This is a genomic window from Brevundimonas sp. NIBR11 (genome assembly GCF_027912535.1).
Lineage (GTDB): Bacteria > Pseudomonadota > Alphaproteobacteria > Caulobacterales > Caulobacteraceae > Brevundimonas.
Genome location: NZ_CP115465.1, coordinates 354,060 through 373,799, shown reverse-complemented (window position 1 = coordinate 373,799; position 19,740 = coordinate 354,060). Strand labels below are relative to the sequence as shown.

General features: G+C 67.6%; 22 protein-coding genes. 12 read left to right on the top strand and 10 right to left on the bottom strand.

Going from position 1 to position 19,740, the window contains the following annotated elements; all coding sequences use genetic code 11:
• Positions 1-60 precede the first annotated feature (60 nt).
• The 3 genes from O5O43_RS01765 to O5O43_RS01755 all read left to right on the top strand — a co-directional run bounded on the left by O5O43_RS01765 (position 61) and on the right by O5O43_RS01755 (position 3,207).
• Positions 61-273, top strand: coding sequence for a hypothetical protein (locus O5O43_RS01765; RefSeq protein WP_271085213.1), 213 nt, complete (start codon positions 61-63; stop codon positions 271-273).
• On the top strand, positions 270-2,750 hold the full coding sequence (locus tag O5O43_RS01760; RefSeq protein WP_271085212.1) for a helicase-related protein: 2,481 nt from the start codon (positions 270-272) through the stop codon (positions 2,748-2,750). The genes O5O43_RS01765 and O5O43_RS01760 overlap by 4 nt, the downstream gene beginning before the upstream one ends.
• A 166-nt stretch (positions 2,751-2,916) precedes the next feature.
• Positions 2,917-3,207, top strand: coding sequence for an RNA-binding S4 domain-containing protein (locus tag O5O43_RS01755; protein ID WP_271085211.1), 291 nt, complete (start codon positions 2,917-2,919; stop codon positions 3,205-3,207).
• A gap of 36 nt (positions 3,208-3,243) precedes the next feature.
• Here O5O43_RS01755 and O5O43_RS01750 read toward each other — a convergent pair whose 3' ends face one another.
• The gene (locus O5O43_RS01750; protein WP_271085210.1) at positions 3,244-3,876 is read right to left on the bottom strand and encodes a YceI family protein; all 633 of its coding nucleotides are present in this window, start codon (positions 3,874-3,876) and stop codon (positions 3,244-3,246) included.
• A 180-nt stretch (positions 3,877-4,056) separates the two neighbouring features.
• Between O5O43_RS01750 and fdxA the strand changes: the two genes are divergently transcribed.
• Together fdxA and O5O43_RS01740 are read left to right on the top strand one after the other, a co-directional pair.
• Positions 4,057-4,398: a ferredoxin FdxA gene (gene fdxA / locus O5O43_RS01745; RefSeq protein WP_271085209.1), complete on the top strand. Its 342-nt coding sequence runs from the start codon at positions 4,057-4,059 to the stop codon at positions 4,396-4,398.
• Between the two features lie 314 nt (positions 4,399-4,712).
• Positions 4,713-5,273, top strand: a complete 561-nt coding sequence (locus tag O5O43_RS01740; protein ID WP_271085208.1) for a CarD family transcriptional regulator — start codon at positions 4,713-4,715, stop codon at positions 5,271-5,273.
• 79 nt (positions 5,274-5,352) lie between these two features.
• Here the strand turns inward: O5O43_RS01740 and O5O43_RS01735 are convergent, their stop codons facing one another.
• Positions 5,353-5,823 (bottom strand): DUF3617 family protein, encoded by a 471-nt coding sequence (locus O5O43_RS01735; RefSeq protein WP_271085207.1) that lies wholly within the window; start codon positions 5,821-5,823, stop codon positions 5,353-5,355.
• Positions 5,824-6,059: 236 nt separating this feature from the next.
• On the opposite strand from O5O43_RS01735, the gene rpmB reads away from it, so the two are divergent.
• The 3 genes from rpmB (at position 6,060) to O5O43_RS01720 (ending at position 9,955) form a co-directional block, all read left to right on the top strand.
• Positions 6,060-6,356 carry a 50S ribosomal protein L28 gene (rpmB, locus tag O5O43_RS01730; RefSeq protein WP_271085206.1) on the top strand — a complete coding sequence of 99 codons (297 nt, stop codon included), beginning with the start codon at positions 6,060-6,062 and terminating at the stop codon, positions 6,354-6,356.
• 114 nt (positions 6,357-6,470) lie between these two features.
• Entirely contained in the window at positions 6,471-8,234 is a 1,764-nt protein-coding gene (locus tag O5O43_RS01725) for a M1 family metallopeptidase (RefSeq protein ID WP_271085205.1), read from the top strand.
• Positions 8,235-8,242: 8 nt separating this feature from the next.
• Positions 8,243-9,955 carry a M1 family metallopeptidase gene (locus O5O43_RS01720; protein WP_271085204.1) on the top strand — a complete coding sequence of 571 codons (1,713 nt, stop codon included), beginning with the start codon at positions 8,243-8,245 and terminating at the stop codon, positions 9,953-9,955.
• 4 nt (positions 9,956-9,959) lie between these two features.
• On the opposite strand, the gene O5O43_RS01715 is transcribed toward O5O43_RS01720, so the two are convergent.
• The 4 genes from O5O43_RS01715 to O5O43_RS01700 all read right to left on the bottom strand — a co-directional run bounded on the left by O5O43_RS01715 (position 9,960) and on the right by O5O43_RS01700 (position 12,878).
• Positions 9,960-10,736, bottom strand: a complete 777-nt coding sequence (locus tag O5O43_RS01715) for a transglutaminase family protein (protein WP_271085203.1) — start codon at positions 10,734-10,736, stop codon at positions 9,960-9,962.
• 103 nt (positions 10,737-10,839) lie between these two features.
• Entirely contained in the window at positions 10,840-11,400 is a 561-nt protein-coding gene (locus O5O43_RS01710; protein WP_271085202.1) for an HNH endonuclease, read from the bottom strand.
• 120 nt (positions 11,401-11,520) lie between these two features.
• On the bottom strand, positions 11,521-12,168 hold the full coding sequence (locus O5O43_RS01705) for a trimeric intracellular cation channel family protein (protein ID WP_271086360.1): 648 nt from the start codon (positions 12,166-12,168) through the stop codon (positions 11,521-11,523).
• Between the two features lie 62 nt (positions 12,169-12,230).
• Entirely contained in the window at positions 12,231-12,878 is a 648-nt protein-coding gene (locus O5O43_RS01700; protein ID WP_271085201.1) for a DNA-3-methyladenine glycosylase 2 family protein, read from the bottom strand.
• A gap of 164 nt (positions 12,879-13,042) precedes the next feature.
• On the opposite strand from O5O43_RS01700, the gene O5O43_RS01695 reads away from it, so the two are divergent.
• The 3 genes from O5O43_RS01695 to O5O43_RS01685 all read left to right on the top strand — a co-directional run bounded on the left by O5O43_RS01695 (position 13,043) and on the right by O5O43_RS01685 (position 16,118).
• On the top strand, positions 13,043-14,176 hold the full coding sequence (locus O5O43_RS01695; RefSeq protein WP_271085200.1) for a cupin domain-containing protein: 1,134 nt from the start codon (positions 13,043-13,045) through the stop codon (positions 14,174-14,176).
• Entirely contained in the window at positions 14,173-15,018 is an 846-nt protein-coding gene (gene gluQRS / locus O5O43_RS01690; protein ID WP_271085199.1) for a tRNA glutamyl-Q(34) synthetase GluQRS, read from the top strand. Before O5O43_RS01695 ends, gluQRS begins: the two co-directional genes overlap by 4 nt.
• Before the next feature lie 188 nt (positions 15,019-15,206).
• On the top strand, positions 15,207-16,118 hold the full coding sequence (locus O5O43_RS01685; protein ID WP_271085198.1) for a DMT family transporter: 912 nt from the start codon (positions 15,207-15,209) through the stop codon (positions 16,116-16,118).
• Between the two features lie 30 nt (positions 16,119-16,148).
• Here the strand turns inward: O5O43_RS01685 and O5O43_RS01680 are convergent, their stop codons facing one another.
• From O5O43_RS01680 to O5O43_RS01670, 3 genes are all read right to left on the bottom strand, one after another.
• The gene (locus tag O5O43_RS01680) at positions 16,149-16,352 is read right to left on the bottom strand and encodes a cold-shock protein (RefSeq protein WP_077356590.1); all 204 of its coding nucleotides are present in this window, start codon (positions 16,350-16,352) and stop codon (positions 16,149-16,151) included.
• A 193-nt stretch (positions 16,353-16,545) separates the two neighbouring features.
• A complete protein-coding gene (locus O5O43_RS01675) occupies positions 16,546-17,322 on the bottom strand; it encodes an extensin family protein (RefSeq protein WP_271085197.1) in 777 nt (258 codons plus the stop codon).
• 47 nt (positions 17,323-17,369) lie between these two features.
• Entirely contained in the window at positions 17,370-18,464 is a 1,095-nt protein-coding gene (locus O5O43_RS01670) for a serine hydrolase domain-containing protein (protein ID WP_271085196.1), read from the bottom strand.
• A gap of 75 nt (positions 18,465-18,539) precedes the next feature.
• Here O5O43_RS01670 and ppk2 point away from each other — a divergent pair, with 75 nt between their 5' ends.
• Positions 18,540-19,286, top strand: coding sequence for a polyphosphate kinase 2 (ppk2, locus tag O5O43_RS01665; protein WP_271085195.1), 747 nt, complete (start codon positions 18,540-18,542; stop codon positions 19,284-19,286).
• Here the strand turns inward: ppk2 and O5O43_RS01660 are convergent.
• Entirely contained in the window at positions 19,283-19,663 is a 381-nt protein-coding gene (locus O5O43_RS01660) for a hypothetical protein (RefSeq protein ID WP_271085194.1), read from the bottom strand. The genes ppk2 and O5O43_RS01660 overlap by 4 nt on opposite strands.
• Positions 19,664-19,740 lie beyond the last annotated feature (77 nt).

The following is a 19,740-nucleotide window of genomic DNA, read 5'->3' as shown; positions in this document are numbered from 1 at the left end:
TTCGCCCCTGTTCCAGCCGATCAGGCCTCTCGTTAAGCGTCGCGATACACGAGGCCCGGAATGATCCAGACCCTCGGCTTCATCTTCGATCTCTCCAGCCTGAACGCCTGCCTCGCCGAGCGCGACCTGCCGGAGCTGGTCGGCCGCACCGGCGTGAGGGTCCACGTCATTCCCTGCCTTCTGGGCGGCATCTTCAAGGCGACCGGGAACCACGCGTCCTTCCAGGACGACTTGAGGAACCGTCGTCGAACCGCCACCTTATCAAGACCATGAGCGACCGCCCCACCGGCCTCGCCCCGTCCCGCGTCGTCGCGGTGCTGGGGCCGACCAACACCGGCAAGACCCACCTCGCGGTCGAGCGGATGCTGGGCCACGCCTCGGGCATGATCGGCCTGCCGCTGCGGCTTCTGGCGCGCGAGATCTACGAGCGGATCGTCAAGCTGCGGGGCGCCAACGCCGTCGCCCTGATCACCGGCGAAGAGAAAATCATCCCGCCCCGACCCCACTATTGGGTCTGCACCGTCGAGGCCATGCCGCTGGAGCGCGAGGTCGAGTTCCTCGCCATCGACGAAATCCAGCTGGCCGCCGATCCCGAACGCGGCCACGTCTTCACCTCGCGCCTTCTGCACGCGCGCGGCCGGTTCGAAACCATGTTCCTGGGCGCCGCGACCATGGCCCCGTTGATGCGCCGCCTGATCCCCAACCTGGAGATCATCACCCGCGAGCGACTGTCCAACCTGACCTATGCGGGATCCAAGAAGCTGACCCGCCTGCCCCGGCGCAGCGCCATCGTCGCCTTCTCGACCGATCAGGTCTACGCCATCGCCGAGCTGATCCGGCGTCAACGCGGCGGCGCCGCCGTCGTCATGGGCTCGCTCAGCCCCCGCACCCGCAACGCCCAGGTCGCCCTGTTCCAGTCCGGCGAGGTCGACTTTCTGGTGGCCACCGACGCCATCGGCATGGGTCTGAACATGGATGTGGACCATGTCGCCTTCGCCGGTATGCGAAAGTTCGACGGCCACCGCACCCGCTGGCTCCACGCCCACGAGATCGCCCAGATCGCCGGCCGCGCCGGCCGCCACATCCGCGACGGCACATTCGGGGTCACGGGCGAGGCCGAGGAGCTGGATGAGGATCTGGTCTCCCAGGTCGTCGAACACCGCTTCGACCCCATCCAGGCCATCGAGTGGCGCAACGCCCGGCTCGACTTCGACACCCTGCCCGACCTTCTGCGATCGCTGGTCCAGACGCCGAACGTGCCCGGCCTGAAACTGACCGGTCAGGCCCTGGACGAGACCCTGCTGCGTCGCGCCATGCAGGACGACGAAATCAAGCGCATCGGCCGCTCGCGCGGCACCATCATGCGGCTGTGGGAAGCCTGCCAGCTGCCCGACTTCCAGAAGACGACGCTGGAGGAGCATGTCCGCCTGTCGCGCGACGTCTTCCACGCCCTGACCGGCAAGCGCGGCCGCCTGACTGACGACTGGTTCGCCCCCCGCTTCGCCGAGGTTGACCGCGACGACGGCCAGATCGACCAGCTCTCGGCCCGGCTCGCGGGCGTCCGAACCCTGTCCTACATCGCCAACCGGCCCGACTGGCTGGAGGGAAACAAGGGCTGGCGCGACCGCACTCGCGCCCTGGAGGACCGGCTCAGCGACGTCCTGCACGAACGCCTCACGGCCCGCTTCGTGGACAGGAAGACCACCGCCCTGATGCGCTCCCTGCACGACCGGGAGGGCACGATGGCGGAGGTCGCCGACGACGGGATCGTCACCGTGGACGGCGAGGCCGTGGGGCGCCTCGAAGGCGTCCGTTTCGCCCCCGCCGCTGGGGGCTCGGCGCTGGCCGACCGCACCCTCAAGACCGCCGCCCTCCGCGCCGTAGGTCCCGAGATCGCGCGCCGCCTCGGCAAACTGGCCGCCGATGCCGACGACGCCTTCTCGGTCACGCCCGAGGGAGACGTCCTGTGGTCCGGCGCCCTGGCCGCGAAGATCACGAACACCGACCCCTTCAGCCCTCGCGTCCGCCTGATCGGCGACCTCGGACCCCAGGCGGCCCGCGATCGGGCCCAGCGCCGCATCGAGGCCTGGCTTGCGGCGGAAGCCGGTCGGGCCCTGCGCGATCTGCGCCGCCTGAAACAGGCCGTCGAATCCGGCGCTTTGAAAGGCCTCCCGCGCGGAATCGCCTTCCGTCTGCTGGAGGCCGGCGGCCTCATCGACCGACGGGACGTCGAACGCGACCTGGCCGCCCTCAGCCAGGTCGAGCGGCGTACGATCAGGACCTTCGCCATCCGCGTGGGCCAGCACTCCGTCTGGCTTCCAGGCGCCTTGAAATCACGCGGCCGCGTCCTGTCCCAGGCTTTTGCGGCCGCCGATCCGTTCCGCGCGAAGGCTGAGGGCCTGACCCTCCTGCCCATCCCCGCCCCGTCGACGCGGTCCCTGACCGCCTTCGGCGTGCGCGCAGCCGGTCGCTGGGCTGTCCCCGTCGAGGATCTCGAACGGGCCTCCGACCTCCGTCGCGAGAACAAGGGAAACCTCTCCGATGACGCCCTGAAATCCCTCGGCTGGAGTGCCGGCGACGCCAAGGTCATCTGGACCGCTCTCAAGACCGTCCGCGCCCAGATGCCCGACCGCGAAGGCAAGCCGGTGCTCGCCCGCCCCGACTCGCCCTTCGCCAGGCTCGCCGAACTGACCGCCCCGGCTCAGCCCGCCCGCCGCAAGCGGCCCAGGCGGAAGAAGACGGCGCCTTGAGCCCCGGCCGTTCGCTCCGGGATTGCGGTCTTCGCTGGGTCGGCCTGTCTTTCGGCAGTGATTGCGTTCGCGGCCGTGGATTTTTTGCCGTCTGCCGCCTCGGCAATGACGGCAATCGCTCTCGTTGCGCCTGGTCGGCAAACACCGCAGTTCGGTTCGTTCCCCAATGAGCGAAGACAGCATTCGCGTCGATATCTGGCTGTGGCGCGCGCGGTTCGTGAAGACGCGCGGTCTGGCCGCCGACTTGGTCGAGAAGGGCGCCGTCAGGCTGACCCATCACGGAAAACAGACCCGGCTCGACAAGCCCAGTCGCTGCGTCCACCCCGGCGACGACCTGACCTTCGCGATCAACGGCCGGGTCACCGCCGTCCGCGTCGAGGCCTTGGGCGAACGACGCGGACCTCCGCCGGAGGCCCGCGCCCTCTATTCCTCACTCACTGACGACGAACCCGCCTAAAGCGGCGAGATGCCGTGCGTCGAGCGGTAGGCCCCTTCAGGGTTGTTTGATGAACTCGCCTTCGATGTGGAGCTCCACCTCGTCGCCAATGGCCGGCAGGCCGAAGTTGATGCCGAACTCCGAGCGCTTGATGATGGTCTCGCCGTCGAAGCCGACCTTGTAGACCCCGCCCATCGAGGGACCGGCCTGGTTGAACTCGACGTCCAGCACGACCGGCTTGGTGACGCCGTGCAGGGTCAGATTGCCCGTGACCTCGGCCTCCGAGGCGTCGTCCTCGTCGATGACGATCGAGGTGGCGACGAAGGCTGCGGTCGGGAACCTGGCCGTGTCGAAGAAGTCCGGCGTCTGCAGGTGTGCCTTCAGCGCATCGTTGTTTGGCGCCACGTCGGTCAGCGGCACGGTCGCCGTCAGGGTCGAGGCCGAGGGGTTGGCCGGGTCGAGGGTCAGGTCGGCGGCCACGTTTATGAACTGGCCGTAGTAGGTCGAGAAGCCCAGGTGTTCGACCGACCAAGTGATCTTCCCATGCGCGGGATCCAGCTTGTAAGTCCCCGCCTGGACCTCGGCGGGGTTGCGGGTCGCGGCGGTCTGGGCGGTGACGACGCCGCCGACGAGGCTGAGCACCAGGGCTCCGGCGACGGCGGTGCGGGCGAGAAGGCGGCGGTTCAGCATGGGGAGGCGCTCCGTTCTGGGGGATGGCGACCGCATAACTGCAATCGACACTGATGCAAATAGCGGCTGTGGCCTTGGAGACAACCCCGACCTTTGCTCTTCCCCTCCGGTTGACACCGGACCTTCTCGGGGTCATCTGCCGGGCCTCTCTCGCCGCACCGAACGTCAGCCCGCCCGCTCATGACCTACATCGTCACCGACGCCTGCGTGAAATGTAAGTTCATGGACTGCGTCGAGGTCTGCCCGGTGGACTGCTTCTACGAAGGCGAGAATTTCCTCGTCATCGCCCCGGACGAGTGCATCGACTGTGGCGTGTGTGAGCCCGAATGCCCCGTCGACGCCATCGTCCCGGACACCGAGGACGAGCCCGACGGCAAGTGGCTTCAGGTCAACGCCGAGTACGCCAAGGTCTGGCCGAACATCACGGTCAAGGGCACGCCGCCCGCGGACAAGGAACAGTTCGAACGAGAGACCGGCAAGTTCGAGAAATATTTCTCGCCCAAGCCGGGCAAGGGATCCTGAGGCCGCCCTAACTTTTCGCCCAAGCTCCGGGTCAGGAATAGCGACGGTCTGGCAGCCGACGCACGCGACGTTTTGAAATTGCCTCGTTTTGTGATATGTTCCTTCACATTGGGTCGGGCGGTATGCGTTTCCTACGCGCCGCCCGCGTTTGCGACAGAACCTCGTCCATGAAGACGGGGTCGGCCAGAGGTTGGGTGATCCGTTTCCACGACTGACGACTGCATCATTCCCATCGGCGACCCCCGTCGCCGGTTCGGAAGCAATTGTCCTTCGCGCCTTCGATGCCCTTCTCCTGCGTCCGGGAAAGGAATGACATGACGAACAAGAGCGGTCTGGAATTCAAGGTTGGCGACGCGGTCGTCTATCCTGCCCACGGCGTCGGCAAGGTCGCCGCGGTCGAGACCCAGGAAGTCGCCGGCATGTCGCTGGAAGTCTATGTCGTGACCTTCGACCACGAGAAGATGACCCTGCGCGTCCCGACCAAGAAGGCCAAGACGGCCGGCCTGCGCTCGCTGGCCGCCGACGACGTCGTGACCAAGGCCCTCACCACGCTGAAGGGCCGCGCCCGCATCAAGCGCACCATGTGGTCGCGTCGCGCTCAGGAATACGAAGCCAAGATCAACTCGGGCGACCTCGTGTCGATCGCCGAGGTGGTCCGCGACCTGCACCGCGCCGACTCCCAGCCGGAACAGTCCTACTCGGAGCGTCAGCTCTACGAATCGGCTCTGGACCGCATGGCTCGCGAAGTCGCCGCCGCCAACCGCATCGACAAGGACGCCGCCGTCCAGCTGCTCTCCAAATCGCTGAGCGCCAAGAAGGCCGTCATCGCCGCCGCCGAAGCCGCCGATGCGGAAGAAGAAGCCGAAGCCGCATAATCACGGCGACGTCGCCGATATGGAAAAGGCCCCGGATCGCTCCGGGGCCTTTTTCTTTCTCTGGTCGGCGCCGGGAGCGTCAGAAATACTCCGCCCCGGCCGGGCAGACCGCCGCCACGCGACGCGCGGTGATCGAAGCCGGCAGATACGGCGTGCCTCGCGCCAGCTGGGCCCCGCCGGTGAAGCGGAAGCTCTCCTGCTGGTAGGACCCGCCCAGGCGCACGTTGACATGGCGGCCGCGAGGGTCGGTGCAGGTCCCTTCGAACCGCGCGGTCCCGCCGCCGACGACGCGCGTCGGATAGGTGCAGCGCCAGCGGCGCGTGGACAGGCCGCCGAAGAAGCGATTGATCTCCGAGGGGCGCACGCATTTGGTCTCGGTCGACCGAATGCCTACGGCGCTGGTGGTGTATTCCCAGTAGCCCGGCAGGACCTCGCTCGCCGAGGCCTGAGCCTGGGTCGAGGAGGCGGGCGCGGCCAGCAGTATCGCTCCGGCCAGGGCGGGTGCGGTGATGGCGACGGCGCGCATCAGAACGGCAGGCAAGGTCATCATGGATCTCATCCCCGGGTCAGTCCGGTGAGCTTGAGCATTGAAACGCGGCGATTGAACGACGCATGAACGCATGGAGGCGCGGGAACGGTTCCTTGAGTCTATTCAGAGCCCAATCCCTTGACGGCGCGGGATCGCTTCCTCTATACGGCCCCCTCTCGCGCGGGGACCTCCCCCGCGCGCATTTGTTTCATGCGCCCTTCCACGGTTCGGGACGGCGCCACCTCAAGGATCAGACGATGTCGCGTCGTTGCGAACTCACCGGTGTCGGCCCGATGGTCGGCCACTCGGTCAGCCACTCGAACATCAAGACCAAGCGCCGCTTCCTGCCGTCGCTGAAGAAGGTCAAGCTGGCTTCGGAAGCCCTGGGACAGTCGTACTCGCTGCGGATCTCGAACGCCGCGTTGCGTACGCTCGACTTCAAGGGCGGCCTGGACCCGTTTATCATCAAGGCCAACGACGAGAACCTGTCGCCGACCGCCCAGCGCATCAAGCGTCAGGTGAAGGCCAAGCTGGCCGAACAAGCCGCGGCCTGAGGCGTCCGAAAGATATTTGAACAAGGCCGGTGGCGACACCGGCCTTTTTCTTTGCCGTTGCCCCGGGACGCCGGTTCGATAGGTTGGCGCCGCTGTCTCATCGGGGCCTCGGTCATGATCAAGTTCGCCTGCGCCGCATCCGTCCTCGCCCTCCTGGCAACTGCGCCCGCGGTGGCTCAGGACGCCCAGCCTCACGCGGCCGGGGCCCGACAGCCGACCGCCTTCACGCTCGAGACCGACAACCCCCGCACGCCGGAGCAGGAGGCGCTGAGCTTCGACAAGGCCGATCTGTCGATCAAGGTCCTGCCGGAAACGAAGTCGATCGAGGGCGTCGCCATCCTCGACTTCACGGTCACGGCCCCGATCCAGCGGCTGGCGGTCGAGCTCGACACCCTCTTCACCATCTCCGAGATCCGGCTGGACGGCGCCGTCGTCCCCGCCGACCGCTGGTCCAATCCCGAGGGCCGCCTGACCGTCGAGGTTCCGGCCGGCCTCGCCGCCGGCGCCACCCCGACCCTGACCATCGCCTACGCCGGCGCGCCCCGCGTCGCCCCCCGCGCGCCATGGAACGGCGGCTTCGTCTGGGCCACCGCCCCGACCGGCGAGCCGTGGGTCGGATCGGCGGTCCAGCTCAACGGCTGCGACCTGGTCTGGCCCTGCATTGACAACTCCCATGCCGAGCCCGGCCAGCTGGACATGCACGTCACCACGCCCGGCAATGTCTCGGCCCCGGGACCGGGCGTCTTCAAGGGCATGACCGAGAACGCCGATGGGACCAAGACCTGGAACTGGTCGATCGTTCATCCGAATATCTACGCCGGGATGATCAACGTCGGCCCTTACGAGGAGGTCACGGCCTCCTACGCCAGCCGGTTCGGCAACACGATCCCGATGCACTACTGGCATCTGCGCTCCGACGACCCGGCCAAGGTCGCCCGTCTGTTCGCCGAGTTCGCGCCGATGCTCGACTTCTTCGAAGCGACCATCGGCCCCTATCCGTTCGGCGACTCGAAAATGGGCGTGGTCGAGACCCCCTACCTCGGCATGGAGCACCAGACGATCAACGCCTATGGCAACGCGTACAAGGTCGAGGCGCGCGGCTACGACACCCTGCTGCAGCACGAGTTCAGCCATGAATGGTTCGCCAACCAGCTGACCAACCACAACGCCGACGACATGTGGCTGCACGAAGGCCTGGGCAGCTACATGCAGCCCCTGTTCGCCCGCTACCTGCACGGCGAACGCTACATGCAGTCCGAACTCCAGCATCAGCGCGAGGGGTTGGTGAACCGCTTCCCGGTGGTTTCGCGGCACGATCGCACGGTCAATCAGGTCTACGGCGGCTCCGAAGGTCCCGGCGGCGACATCTATTCCAAGGGCTCGCTGATCGCCCATACCCTCAGGATGACGATCGGCGACGACGACTTCTACGAAGTCATCCGCCGGTTGGTGTACGGCCGTCCCGACCCCCGCCCCGGCAACTTCGTGCCGCAGACGTCCTCGACGCGCGAGATGAACGCAATCGTCAACTCGGTGACCGGCCGGAACTATGACTGGTTCTTCAACGCCTACCTCTATCAGGCGGCCCTGCCGGTGCTCGCCCAGACCCGTTCGGGCGACCGGTTGACCCTGACCTGGACCACCGGCGACGGCGGCGACTTCCCCATGCCGGTCGAGATCGAGATCGACGGCCGGTCCCAGACCGTGCCGATGCCGGACGGCCGCACGACCCTCACCGTGCCGGCCGGCGCGACCGTGTTGATCGATCCGCAGAACAAACTGCTGCGCCAGCTCGACGTCATCGACGACCTGCAGGCCTACAACCAGGCCGAACGCGAGCGCGCCGCCGCCGAACGCACCGCCCGGTCCGCCAGCTGAGGCCCGTCATGCGCACGACCCTGACCGCCCTCGCCGTCGCCGCTCTTCTGGCCAGTCCCGCCCTCGCCCAGGACGCCACCCCGCGCGAGTCGACCGCCTTCACCCTGATGACGGATCAGCCGCGCACGCCGGAACAGGAGGCGGTGCGCATCGACCTCGTCGACCTGGCGATCAAGGTCAGGCCCGACGACAAGGCCATCGACGCCACGGCCGCGCTGACCTTGACCGCCACCGCGCCCGTCGCCGCCCTGGTGGTCGAGCTGGACACCGTCTTCGACGTCTCGGCCGTCACCGTGGACGGTCAGGCCGTCTCCGACTGGACCAATCCCGAGGGCCGGATGACCGTGCCCCTCGCGCGTCCCCTGACAGCGGGCCGGTCCGCCACCCTGACCATCGCCTATTCCGGCCATCCCCGCGTCGCCCCGCGCGCCCCGTGGAACGGCGGCTTCGTTTGGTCCACGGCGCCCGGCGGCGAACCGTGGATCGCCACGGCCGTGCAGGGCGAGGGTTGCGATCTGTTCTGGCCCTGTATCGACAGCCCCCTGGCCGAGCCCGGCCGCGTCGATCTGCACATCACCGTTCCGACTGGCCTCTCCGCTCCGTCCAACGGTCGTTTCCTCGGAACCCAGGATCACGGCGATGGCTGGACCACTTGGAACTGGTCGGCGGCCCAGCCAAACACCTATGCGGTCGCCCTCAACATCGGTCCCTACACCGAGCTGAAGACGGAATATCGCAGCCGCTTCGGCAACACCTTCCCCATGTCCTTCTGGCATCTGACCTCGGACGATCCGGCGAAAGCCGCAGCCCTGTTCGCAGAGTTCCCGCTGCAGATGGACTTCTACGAAGCCACCGTCGGTCCCTTCCCCTTCTCCGACGAGAAGATGGGCGTGGTGGAGACGCCGCACCTGGGCATGGAGCACCAGACCATCAACGCCTACGGCAACAGCTATCGGCTGGACGGCAAAGGCTACGACTGGCTGCTGCAGCACGAGCTGGCCCACGAGTGGTTCGGCAACCAGATGACCAATGCGAATGCCGACGACATGTGGCTGCACGAGGGTCTGGGCTCCTATATGCAGCCCCTCTACGGCGCCTGGCTGCACGGCGACCGCTACATGCAGACCGAACTGGCCGAGCAGCAGCAGGGCCTGATGAACCGCTTCCCCGTGGTCTCTGGTGAGCTCAAGACCGAAGCCGAGGTCTATGACGGCGAGGTCGGGCCGGGCAACGACATCTATTCAAAGGGTTCGCTGATCGCCCATTCCCTGCGGATGCTGATCGGCGACGAGGCCTTCTTCCGGTCGGTCACCACCCTGGTCTACGGCCGCCCCGACCCGCGCCCGGGCAATTTCGAGCCGATCTATCGCTCGACCCCGGATTTCCTACGCATCGTCAACGCGGTCACCGGCAAGGACTACGGCTGGTTCTTCCGCGGCTACCTCTACCAGGCCGCTCTGCCGGTCCTGAACGAGACGCGCGACGGCGAGACGCTCGACGTGTCGTGGACCACCGGCGACGGCGCGGACTTTCCCATGCCGGTCGAGATCTCGGTCGACGGCCGCGTCCATACGCTTCCCATGACCGGCGGCCGTGGTTCGATCCGCGTCCCCACAGGGGCCCACGTTGTCATCGATCCGCAGAACAAGGTCCTGCGGCGCCTCGACTTCATCGAAACCTACCAGGGGCGCCGCCGCACCGACCGCGCCTCCACGCAGTAGGCGACTAGGCGGCCACCGCCGTGATCGACTGACGCACCATCGCGCAGGACCCCTGCGTGGACAGAAAGGCGATGTCCGCCGCGTCGCGCCCGCAGGCGATCCGAACCAGCCCTTCGATCGGCGCCAGTCCGGTCGGGTCGACCAGCCACCAGCCGTTCGACAGCCAAACCTCGAAGATGGCGTGGAAATCCGGCGGCGTCAGCTGGTGCGCATAGGCGCTGACCGCACGCGCCGGAATGCCGGAGGCCCGGCACAGGGTGATGCCCATGTGGGTGAAGTCGCGACACACCCCGGCCCGATCTATGAAGGTCCGCGCCGCCGTGGTCTCCGAGTCCGACACGCCCCGCTCGTAATCGATGTTCTCCTTGATCCATCCCAGGATCGCCAGGACCCGCTCACCACCGGTCGTCTCGCCGAACTGTCGCTCCACGAAACGGCCGAACTGATCCGACGGGCAGTAGCGGCTGGGCCACAGATAGGTCAGAACCTCCGCGGGCAAGTCGTTCCAGTCATGCTGCGTCACCCCCGGCGGAAGGCCCATCAGCTTGCCGTTGTCCACCACCGCCTCATAGGTCACGGCGACCTCGCCCGACAGCCGCGCGCGCAGCGTCCGGGCTCCGAACTCCGTGTCCTCGTCCTCATGCAGTTCCTGCGGCGGAGTGACCGTCAGCCGCTCTTGCAGGATGTCCTGACCCGGCCAATGCGCGACCTGAATCTTGTAGATCGCATCCGTCGGCGGATCGAAACGATAGACGAGCTCGGCGCGGACGCGGATTTTCATGGACGACCTGGTGTGAGGGGCGAGCCGTCAACGTCGCGAACACGCGGCCGTTCCGGATCGGGCCGCGTCCTCTAACCGGTGCGCGCGGCGGAAGCGAGACAGCCTAAGGCTCCAGCTCGATGTCCCAGTAGAGGTAGTCCAACCAGCTCTGGTGCAGATAGTGCGGCGGGAACCGGCGTCCGGCGTCCTGAAGCTGGAAGGCGTTCGGCCGGTGCGGCGCCCGGCGGATGGGCATGTGCGCCTGCTGCGGCGTCCGCCCGCCCTTCCTCAGGTTACAGGGCGAACAGGCCGCGACGATATTCTCCCAGGTCGTCCGCCCGCCCCGGCTGCGCGGGATCACATGGTCGAACGTCAGCTCGGCCGTATCACCGCAGTACTGGCAGGTGAAGCCGTCGCGCAGGAAGACGTTGAACCGGGTGAAGGCCGGGCTGCGGTTCTGGTCGACATAGGACTTCAGCGCGATGACGCTGGGAATCTGCATCTCAAGCGACGGGCTGCGGACCACCTTGTCGTACACCGACACGACGTCCACGCGGTCCTGATAGACCGCCTTCACCGCCTCCTCCCACGGCCAGAGCGACAGCGGGTAATAGGACAGCGGGCGGAAATCGGCGTTCAGCACTAGGGCCGGATAGCCGGACGGCGGCTTGTGAAGGACCTGCATCAGATCCTCCCGCTCACGCCGAAAATCGAGGAAATCGGACTGAAGACGTCTCTCCTTCTCTCTAGTGAGAGGAGCCTACGCCCGATTCGTCCGCATCGCCACGACGGTGATGCGGAGCTTTCATGACGAGCCCTTGCGGATGAACCCGCCGGGGAAGGCCGGCAGGCTCCAACCCCAGGCCAGGGCGCCGGCCCTGAGCGCGAATCCGATCGGCGCGGCGATCAAGGCCGCCGGCCAGTGGTCCAGTCCCAACTGACGCGCCACCACATAGAGGGTCGCCGCCAGCAGGGCCGCCGAGATGGTGATCTCGCGCCGCAGCAGGATCGACGGCTGCCCCGCCAGGATGTCCCGCACGATCCCGCCGAAACAGGCCGTCAGCGCGCCCATCACGATGCAGATCAGCGGCGGCACCCCGAACGCCTCGGCCTTGGCCGCGCCGAGCACGCCATAGGCTCCCAGCCCGATGGCATCGAGCCAGAGCAAGGCCCGGAACCGCCACTCGCCGGCGCCCACCAGCCAGACCGCCAGCGCCCCGCCGAGACAGACCGCGATGTATCGCCAGTCCTGCACCCAGAAGACCGGCGCCCCGATCAACAGATCCCGCAGAGTCCCCCCGCCCACGCCCGTGATGGCCGCGAAGAAGGCGAAGGTGACGAGGTCGTGCTTTTCCCGCGCGGCGGCCAGCGCCCCGGTCGCGGCGAACACCGCCACGCCCGCGAAGTCGAGCGCGCCCAGCACCGTCTCCGGGTGCGTCAGGGCGGGGCTGATCAGGTCGGGATGCACAAGGCCGGTCACGAAGACATCCTGTTACCTCCCGCGCGTCGCGGGGGCTACGTCGAAGGGGGGTCTAGCACGATCTCACCGGCCTTCACCCCAAGGTACCAGGCCCACAGCAGATGCGCGGCGGCGCCCCGGTGCGGCCGCCATATCTCTGCGCGCGCATAGGCCGCCTTGGTGTCCGGCCTGTGCTCCAGCCGATCCGCCCACTTGATCGCTTCCTGCAGCGCGATATCTCCGCCCGGGAAGACATCCGTCCGCCCGTCGCAGATCAGGAGGTAGGCCTCGGCCGTCCACGACCCCACGCCCTTCAGTGACACCAGGGCCGCGATCGCGGCCTCGTCGTCCAGCGTCGACAGGTGTTCCAGATCGACCGTCCCGTCCAGCTGGGCCCGGGCGATCCCCTGACCATAGGTCGCCTTCTGCCGCGACAAACCCATCCCCCTCAGGCTCTCCAAGTCGTGCGCCAGCAGGCTCTCCGGCGTGATCTCCCCCAGCCCCGCCTGCAACCGCGCCCAGACCGAGGCAGCCGAGGCCATCGACACCTGCTGATCCACGATCATCCGGAACAGCCCCAGGAACCCGTGATCTCCCCGTCGCCACTCGAACAACGGCGTCTGGGCATGGGCTCGCGCCAGCGCCGGATCGAGCCGCACCAGTTGCTCGCGCGCGACGATCAATTCTTCAGGCGTGAGGGGCATCCGGGTCCAGTCGATCGAAGGCGGGTCGTCGCCAGTGTGGACGATCTCGCCACGACGATCACCTCTCCCCGGCGCCTACGACGGCCGAAAGCCGCGCATCCGCACCGGCCTCGAAAGCGGTCTCGACGGTGGACAAGGCCCAAGGCCAATTCTAGCGTTTCGCCATGCCGACGTTCGCCGAGCTGCTTCACCCCTTCCCGGTCGATCGCTTCATGAGCGAGCACCTGGGGCGCAAACCCCTGCACCTGCCGGCCGCGGGCAACGCCAGCCGCGCCCTCATCGACTGGGCCGGCTTCAACGTCCTTCTGAACCAGACCTCCAGCTGGACCAGCCAGAACCTCAAACTGGTGATGAACAGTGAGCCGATCCCTGAGGATCAGTATTGTTCAACGGTTCAGACCCAGTCTGGCCCCTCGCACCGCCCCCAGCCGGCTCGGGTCGAAGTCCTTCTGTCCGCCGGCGCCAGCCTGGTCGGCAATGACGTTCAGTGGCGCACATCTGCCCTGTCGGCGGTGACAGAGATGCTGGGCCGCACCTTCGCGGCCTCTGTCGGCGCCAACGCCTACTGCTCCTTCGGCGGGGTTCAGGCCTTCGCCAGCCACTATGACGCCCACGACGTCTTCGCGATCCATATGGAGGGTGAGAAGACCTGGCGTCTCTATGCGAACCAGGAGGACACGCCGGTCACCATGCCGCCCGGCGATCCTCGCGCGGCCTTCGAGGCCCGGCGCGGCGCCCTGATGCAGGAAATCCGGATGAAGCCCGGCGACCTCCTCTACCTGCCGCGCGGCTGGTATCACGACGCCCTCGCCGACGGAGACCGATCGTCGGCCTCGCTCCACATCAGCTTCTCGGTCACGCCCCTCTACGGCCGCATCCTCTTCACCCTCCTGGAACGGGCGGCGATGACGGACCCGGCGTTCCGCACCTATTTTCCGCCCGCCGAAAAGGACGGAGGCAGGGCCCTCGCCGATCACCTCGAGGATCTGGGACGCCGCCTCGCCGTCTTGAGCAAACATCCGGCCCTGGTCAGCGAGCTGGCCCAGATGCAGCACGCCCTCACGCCCCGCCCGGCGTCCTACGAACTGCCGGCGCGCAAACCCCTCACCCTGTATCAGCGCACCGCCGTCGCGGCGCCCGTCTTCCACGGACCGGTGGCGATCGCCATGCACTGGATGTTCGATCAGCAGCGTTTCGCCCTGGAGGATCTGCTGGCCCAGTTCGACGGCATACCTGTAGAGGCGCTCCGGGCGGGGGTGGCGCGCGCCGAACAGGCCGGGGCGATCCGTCGGCTTTGACCTTCGTCACCCGCTTCGCGCCTTCGCCGACGGGCCTCCTGCATCGCGGCCACGCCTTTTCCGCCCTGACGGCCTTCACGGCCTCGCAGGCGGCGAGCGGTCGCTTCCTTCTCCGCATCGAGGACACCGACTTCACCCGCTGTCGTCCGGCCTATGAAGAGGCCCTCCTCGACGACCTCAGATGGCTGGGCCTCCAGTGGGAACAGCCGGTCCGCCGCCAGTCCGAACATCGCGCCGACTACGATGCGGCTCTGGATCGCCTGCGCGAGATGGGCGTCCTCTACCGCTGCTTCCGGACGCGCAAGGAACTGATGGCGCTGGCCGGCATGGCCCCGCACGCCGACGATCCCGCCGACGCCCACGCTTTCGCCGGCGGCCCTCTCGCCCCCGACGAAGAGGCCGAAAAGCTCGCCTCGGGCCAGCCCTTCGCCTGGCGTCTGTCCCTCGCGGCCGCCCGCGACCGCCTCGGCGGGTTCGAGCATCTGACCTGGATCGAGGAGGCCGCCGATCATGGGATGAAGACAGCGACGCCCGAACGGCTCGGCGACATGGTCCTGGGCCGCAAGGACATCGGCGCCGGCTACGTCATCGCCTCTGTCGTCGATGACGCCCTGCAAGACGTGACCCACATCATCCGGGGCGAGGACCTGATTCAGACCACCTCGATCCAGCGTGTGCTGCAGGCCCTCCTGGGTTTGCCGACGCCGGTGTATCGCCACCACCGGCTGCTGCTGGGACCGGATGGGAAACGGTATGCGAAGCGCGACGGGTCGGTGACCTTGGCGGCCCTGCGCGAGGCTGGGGTGACGGCGCAGGAGTTGAGGGAGGAACTGGGCTTCTGATCTGACTTCCCTCTCTCATTGGGAGACGGGTTGAGCGTCCACGAGCGCAGCGATCGGCCACGCGAGAGGGTGAGCGGCGGATTTTCACGGTGAGGCACGGCCCTCACCCTTTCGCGCAAGTCCGCTCGCGATGCTCACGGGCGCTCAAGCCCTCTCCCTCTGGCGGAGGGTAAGCTGTATGCGACGTCATGCCTGCCGCCGCCCCCTCCCGCCTGATCCCCCTGATCGTGGTGCTGGTCTCCGCCAGCATCCTGGGCCTCGCGCCCATTCTCGTGCGCCTGACCGAAACCGGCCCGGCGGCGGCGGGGTTCTGGCGACTGCTCTTCGCCCTCCCCCTCCTGCTGATCCTCATCGGCCGCCCCGGCGGCGAAGGCTTCGGCCGCCCGTCGAAATGGATGCTCCTCGCCGGCCTCTTCTTCGCGATGGATCTCAGCTTCTGGCACTACGGCATCGTCATGACCTCGGTCGCCAACGCCACGGTCCTCTGCAACCTCACTCCGGTCGTCGTCACCCTGGTCGGCTGGTTCGTGTTCAAGGAGCGGCCCGCCCGTCTCTTCATCGTCGCGCTTGCGCTCGCCATGGGCGGGGCCTTCGCCATGGCGGCCGGCGCCGCGCCCGGTCAGGGGACCAACCCGGTGCTGGGCGACATCTTCTCGGTCTCGGTCGCCCTTTGGTACTCGGGCTATTTCCTGACGGTGAAACAGGCCCGGACCACCGCCGGCGCCCTGCGCATTACCTTCTGGGCCACGGTCGCGGGCGTCCCCGTCATGGGCGCGGCCGCCCTGCTGCTGGGGGAAAACATGATCCCCGCCACCGCCGCAGGATGGGCCGCCTGTGTCGGCATGGGCGTCATGCATGTGGCCGGTCAGGGGGGCGTGGCCTGGGCGCTCGGCAAGCTGCCTGCCTCCATCACCGCCGTCACCATCCTGATCCAGCCGATCGTCGCCGCCGCCCTTGGCTGGCTGATCTTCGGCGAGACCCTGGCCCCGGTTCAGGCCCTCGGCGGCGTCCTGGTCCTCGCCGCCATCGTCCTGGCCCAATGGAGCAATCGCTCCAAAAGCAAAACGGGCGCGGCTCCCGAAGGAACCGCGCCCGCCTAGATCACTTCAGCGATCCTGATCCGTGCTGGATCAGAGAAGCTTCAGGTCGACAGCCGAGGTCTTGCCGCGCTGGGATTCCAGCTCGTACGACACCTTGGCGTTTTCATCGAGGCCCGTCAGGCCAGCCTTCTGAACGGCGGTGATGTGAACGAACACATCGGCGCCGCCGCTTTCCGGCTGGATGAAGCCGAAGCCTTTCGTGGGGTTGAACCACTTGACCGTACCGGTCGCCATTGTTGCGTCTCCATAAACGCGCTTTTCCAGGCGGACGCCCTTTCAGAGGGGCCCGACAATCCATCTGGATAGGCTCGTTCATAGAAGGAGCTGAACGCAGGTTTGGACCCCACGCGAAATCCGGATTGCGCAGGTGTTTTCCCCCACCCGCAAAGCCCGGTCAACAGGAAACGATTCGTGCGCCGGGCGATCCCTATGGACGAGGCGCGGTCACACACAGCCCCCGAGGGGCTCCATCGAGGTGAAGATGATCCTTATGCGCCTCATTGTAGTCGGGCGTCAGGACCGTCGAAAACACCCGGCAGGCCCCGTCACGGAGGCGCCTCAGGAAGCCGGAACCCTCTGTTCCGTTGGGACCTTGTCCGCTCCAGTCGTTCAGAACCGACACTGTCCGGCCGTCCGCCAGCGTCACCGAGGCGACGTCCAGCGCATTGGCCCGCGCATGCTCGCTGGGCCGGTCCTGAACGTCGGTGGAGCCATAGATGCGGCGGCATGAATAGGTCCCGAAGTTGTTCACCGCGACAGCTCTGGAGCCATAGATCGACTGCGCGGCCGGCTGCAGCACCTGCCGATCCCAGATCACATAGCGCACGGCCAATGGGCACTGCATGGTCAGACCGCCGGGTTTCAGCGGCGTCACAGCCCCACCGGTGATCGTGACCGCGCCTCGAACCTGGCAGAATCCGCCGTCATCCCGGTCATCGGCCCGCCGCACCTGGACCCCGGCGTCCCTCAGCGTCTGGAGACAGGCGTCGGTCGCCCCTCGGACCTGTTCCGGCGGCGCGGCGAAGGGAACTTCGAAGTCCGCGACCTTGGCCTCCGTCGCCTGACCGACCGGATGGTTCAGGTCCAGCGGCTTCCACGGCAGGTCCTGCGGCGGGGCGAAGACGTTGAGCAGGGCGAAGGCCGCGCAGACCCCCAGCGCCAGCTCCCACATCAGGTTCCAGAAATCGGCGAAATCGCGCTTCATGTCCGATCAACATGACCGGACCGAAGTCGATCCACCAGCGGCTTGCGTCAGATCGCCTGAATGAGGCCCGGGATCAGAGCCTGGCACGCCGACCTCCCGCGCTGCGCGTCGTTCGAGACGGCCACGAAAGCCTTGCCGATCCCCGGTGCGATCCAGGTCGACGCGTACCACATCGTGTTCGACCCATCGTGCGTCAGGCAGGGTCCTTGCGCCCACGGCTGGCCCGGCGGAACGATCCAGCCCCCTGCGTAAGGCGGCGCGCCCTCGCCGACCGGCGTCATCAGCACGGCCAGCGTCTCGGGCTTCAGCCAGCCGGCGCCGTCGCTCAGGAAGACCCGCAGGAAGCGTCCATAGTCGGACAAGCTCATGTGGACCGTCCCGGCCGGGCCGAGCGCCGGCGGATTGTCGGTCACGGGACCGCTGGGATCGACGCCCTCGCCGGCGCCGTGCCCCCATGGCTGGTCTCCCTGCGGCGCGCCGAAGCCTCCGGTCGTGATGCCTAGCGGTTCGAACAGTTCCGCCCGCATGGCGTCCTCCCAGGACCCTCCGGTGATCCGCTCGATGATGGCGCCGATCAGGATATAGTTGCTGTTGGCGTAGCCGAAGGCGCCGGGCGCGCCAGCCGGTGGCGAGGCCAGCATCGTCGCCGTCAGCGCTCGCCTTTGCTCTGGCAGGGATGCCGGATCGGCGCGCGCCGTCATCAGCCAGGCCTGTCCGAGCGCGGTGGCGTCGGCCAAGCCCGCGCGATGGGCCATGATCTGCTTGACGGGCACGACTTTCCAGACCGGGTCCATCGCCGTGTCGGGCAGGGCCTCGCCGAGCGTCGCGCTCCAGGACGCCTGCCCCTTGTCCACCAGCCGACCATAGACCGCCGCCGTCATCGCCTTGGTGTTCGATCCAAGATGCCACAGGTCGTCGGGTCCGACGGCAGCGCCGCCCGTATGTCTGACGCCCTTCGCGCCCATCCAGCTCGCGCCGTCCGGCCCCACCACCATGCCGCCGAGCGCCGGCGTCTGCCCGCCGTCGAACGCGGTCTGGAGGGCGGCGTCCAGACCGTTGTCGTCCCGCGCCTTTGCGGCGGTGGCGGTGGTCAGGGCGGCGGCCGTCGCGGCGGCCATCATCTGTCGGCGGGTCATGATCATGGCGCGAGCCTATTCATGGTCCCTCGACGCGCCAGTGAATAAATCGCAACGTGGTCGGACACGGAGACGAGACCCATGGGCAAGAAGGACGACTACGACACCGAGCTTGAGGCGCTCCAGATCGAACTGGTCGCCACCCAGGCCTGGGCGATCGAGAAGGGACTGAAGGTCCTCGTCGTCTTCGAGGGCCGCGACACCGCCGGCAAGGACGGCGCGCTGAAGCGGATCACCGAATACGCCTCTCCGCGCCAGACCCGCGTCGTCGCCCTGCCCAAGCCGACCGAGCGCGAAACCAGCCAGTGGTATTTCCAGCGCTACGCCCCCCACCTGCCCGCGGCGGGCGAGCTCGTCCTGTTCAACCGCTCCTGGTACAACCGCGCGGGCGTCGAGCCGGTCATGGGCTTCTGCACCCCGGAACAGCACGAACAGTTCCTCGACGACGCCCCGCGCTTCGAGAAGATGCTGACCGCTTCCGGCATCATCCTGATCAAATTCTGGCTCGACATCTCCAAGCAGGAACAGGCCAAACGCCTGGCCGACCGGATGACCGACCCGCTGAAGCGCTTCAAGGTCTCGTCACTTGACGCCGAGGCCCAGGCCCGCTGGGACGCCTACACCGAGGCCCGAGACCGCATGCTGGCCGAGACCCACACCAGGGACGCCCCCTGGACCATCGTCGCCACAGACGACAAGAAGACCGCCCGCCTCAACATCATCCGCCACATCCTCCAGCGCCTCGACCGACCCGACGGCAAGTCGTCCAAGCCGGACAAGGACGTCGTCTTCGCTGCTGATCAGGCGAAGGGAAAGCTGGACGCCTAGTTCGGGCTGTAGGGGACCTCGGTCTCCGACCGGGGCGCGACGGCCTCGTTCGCCCGGCGCGTCGCCGCGGCGGCGTCGTTCGCTGGAGCGGCCGGTCGAGGCGGAGTGGGCGTTGCCTGCGCCGCCGGACCGACGGTCGCCGCCGCAGGCGCCGCGGTCTCTTCCGCCCTCTCCTCTTCCCGCGCCTGCTCCGGCTCCTCCTTTTTGTCAGCAGTCTGCGGCTGAACCACCGGCGGGGGCGCGTCCTTATCGATCGGCACGGCGTCGATGTAGTCGAGTGTCTGGGCCGGCGCGCCGTCCGGCCCGACCGGCTGCGCCTCCTGCCCACAGGCGGCCAGCAGGCCTCCCGCTGCGAGAACCATGACGATGCGACGCATGATGTAGTCCCTCGTTCCCGGCGCGCCCCGCCGGTCGCGGCGAACCTCCGTCATTCTCCGGAACCGATCAAGCCGCT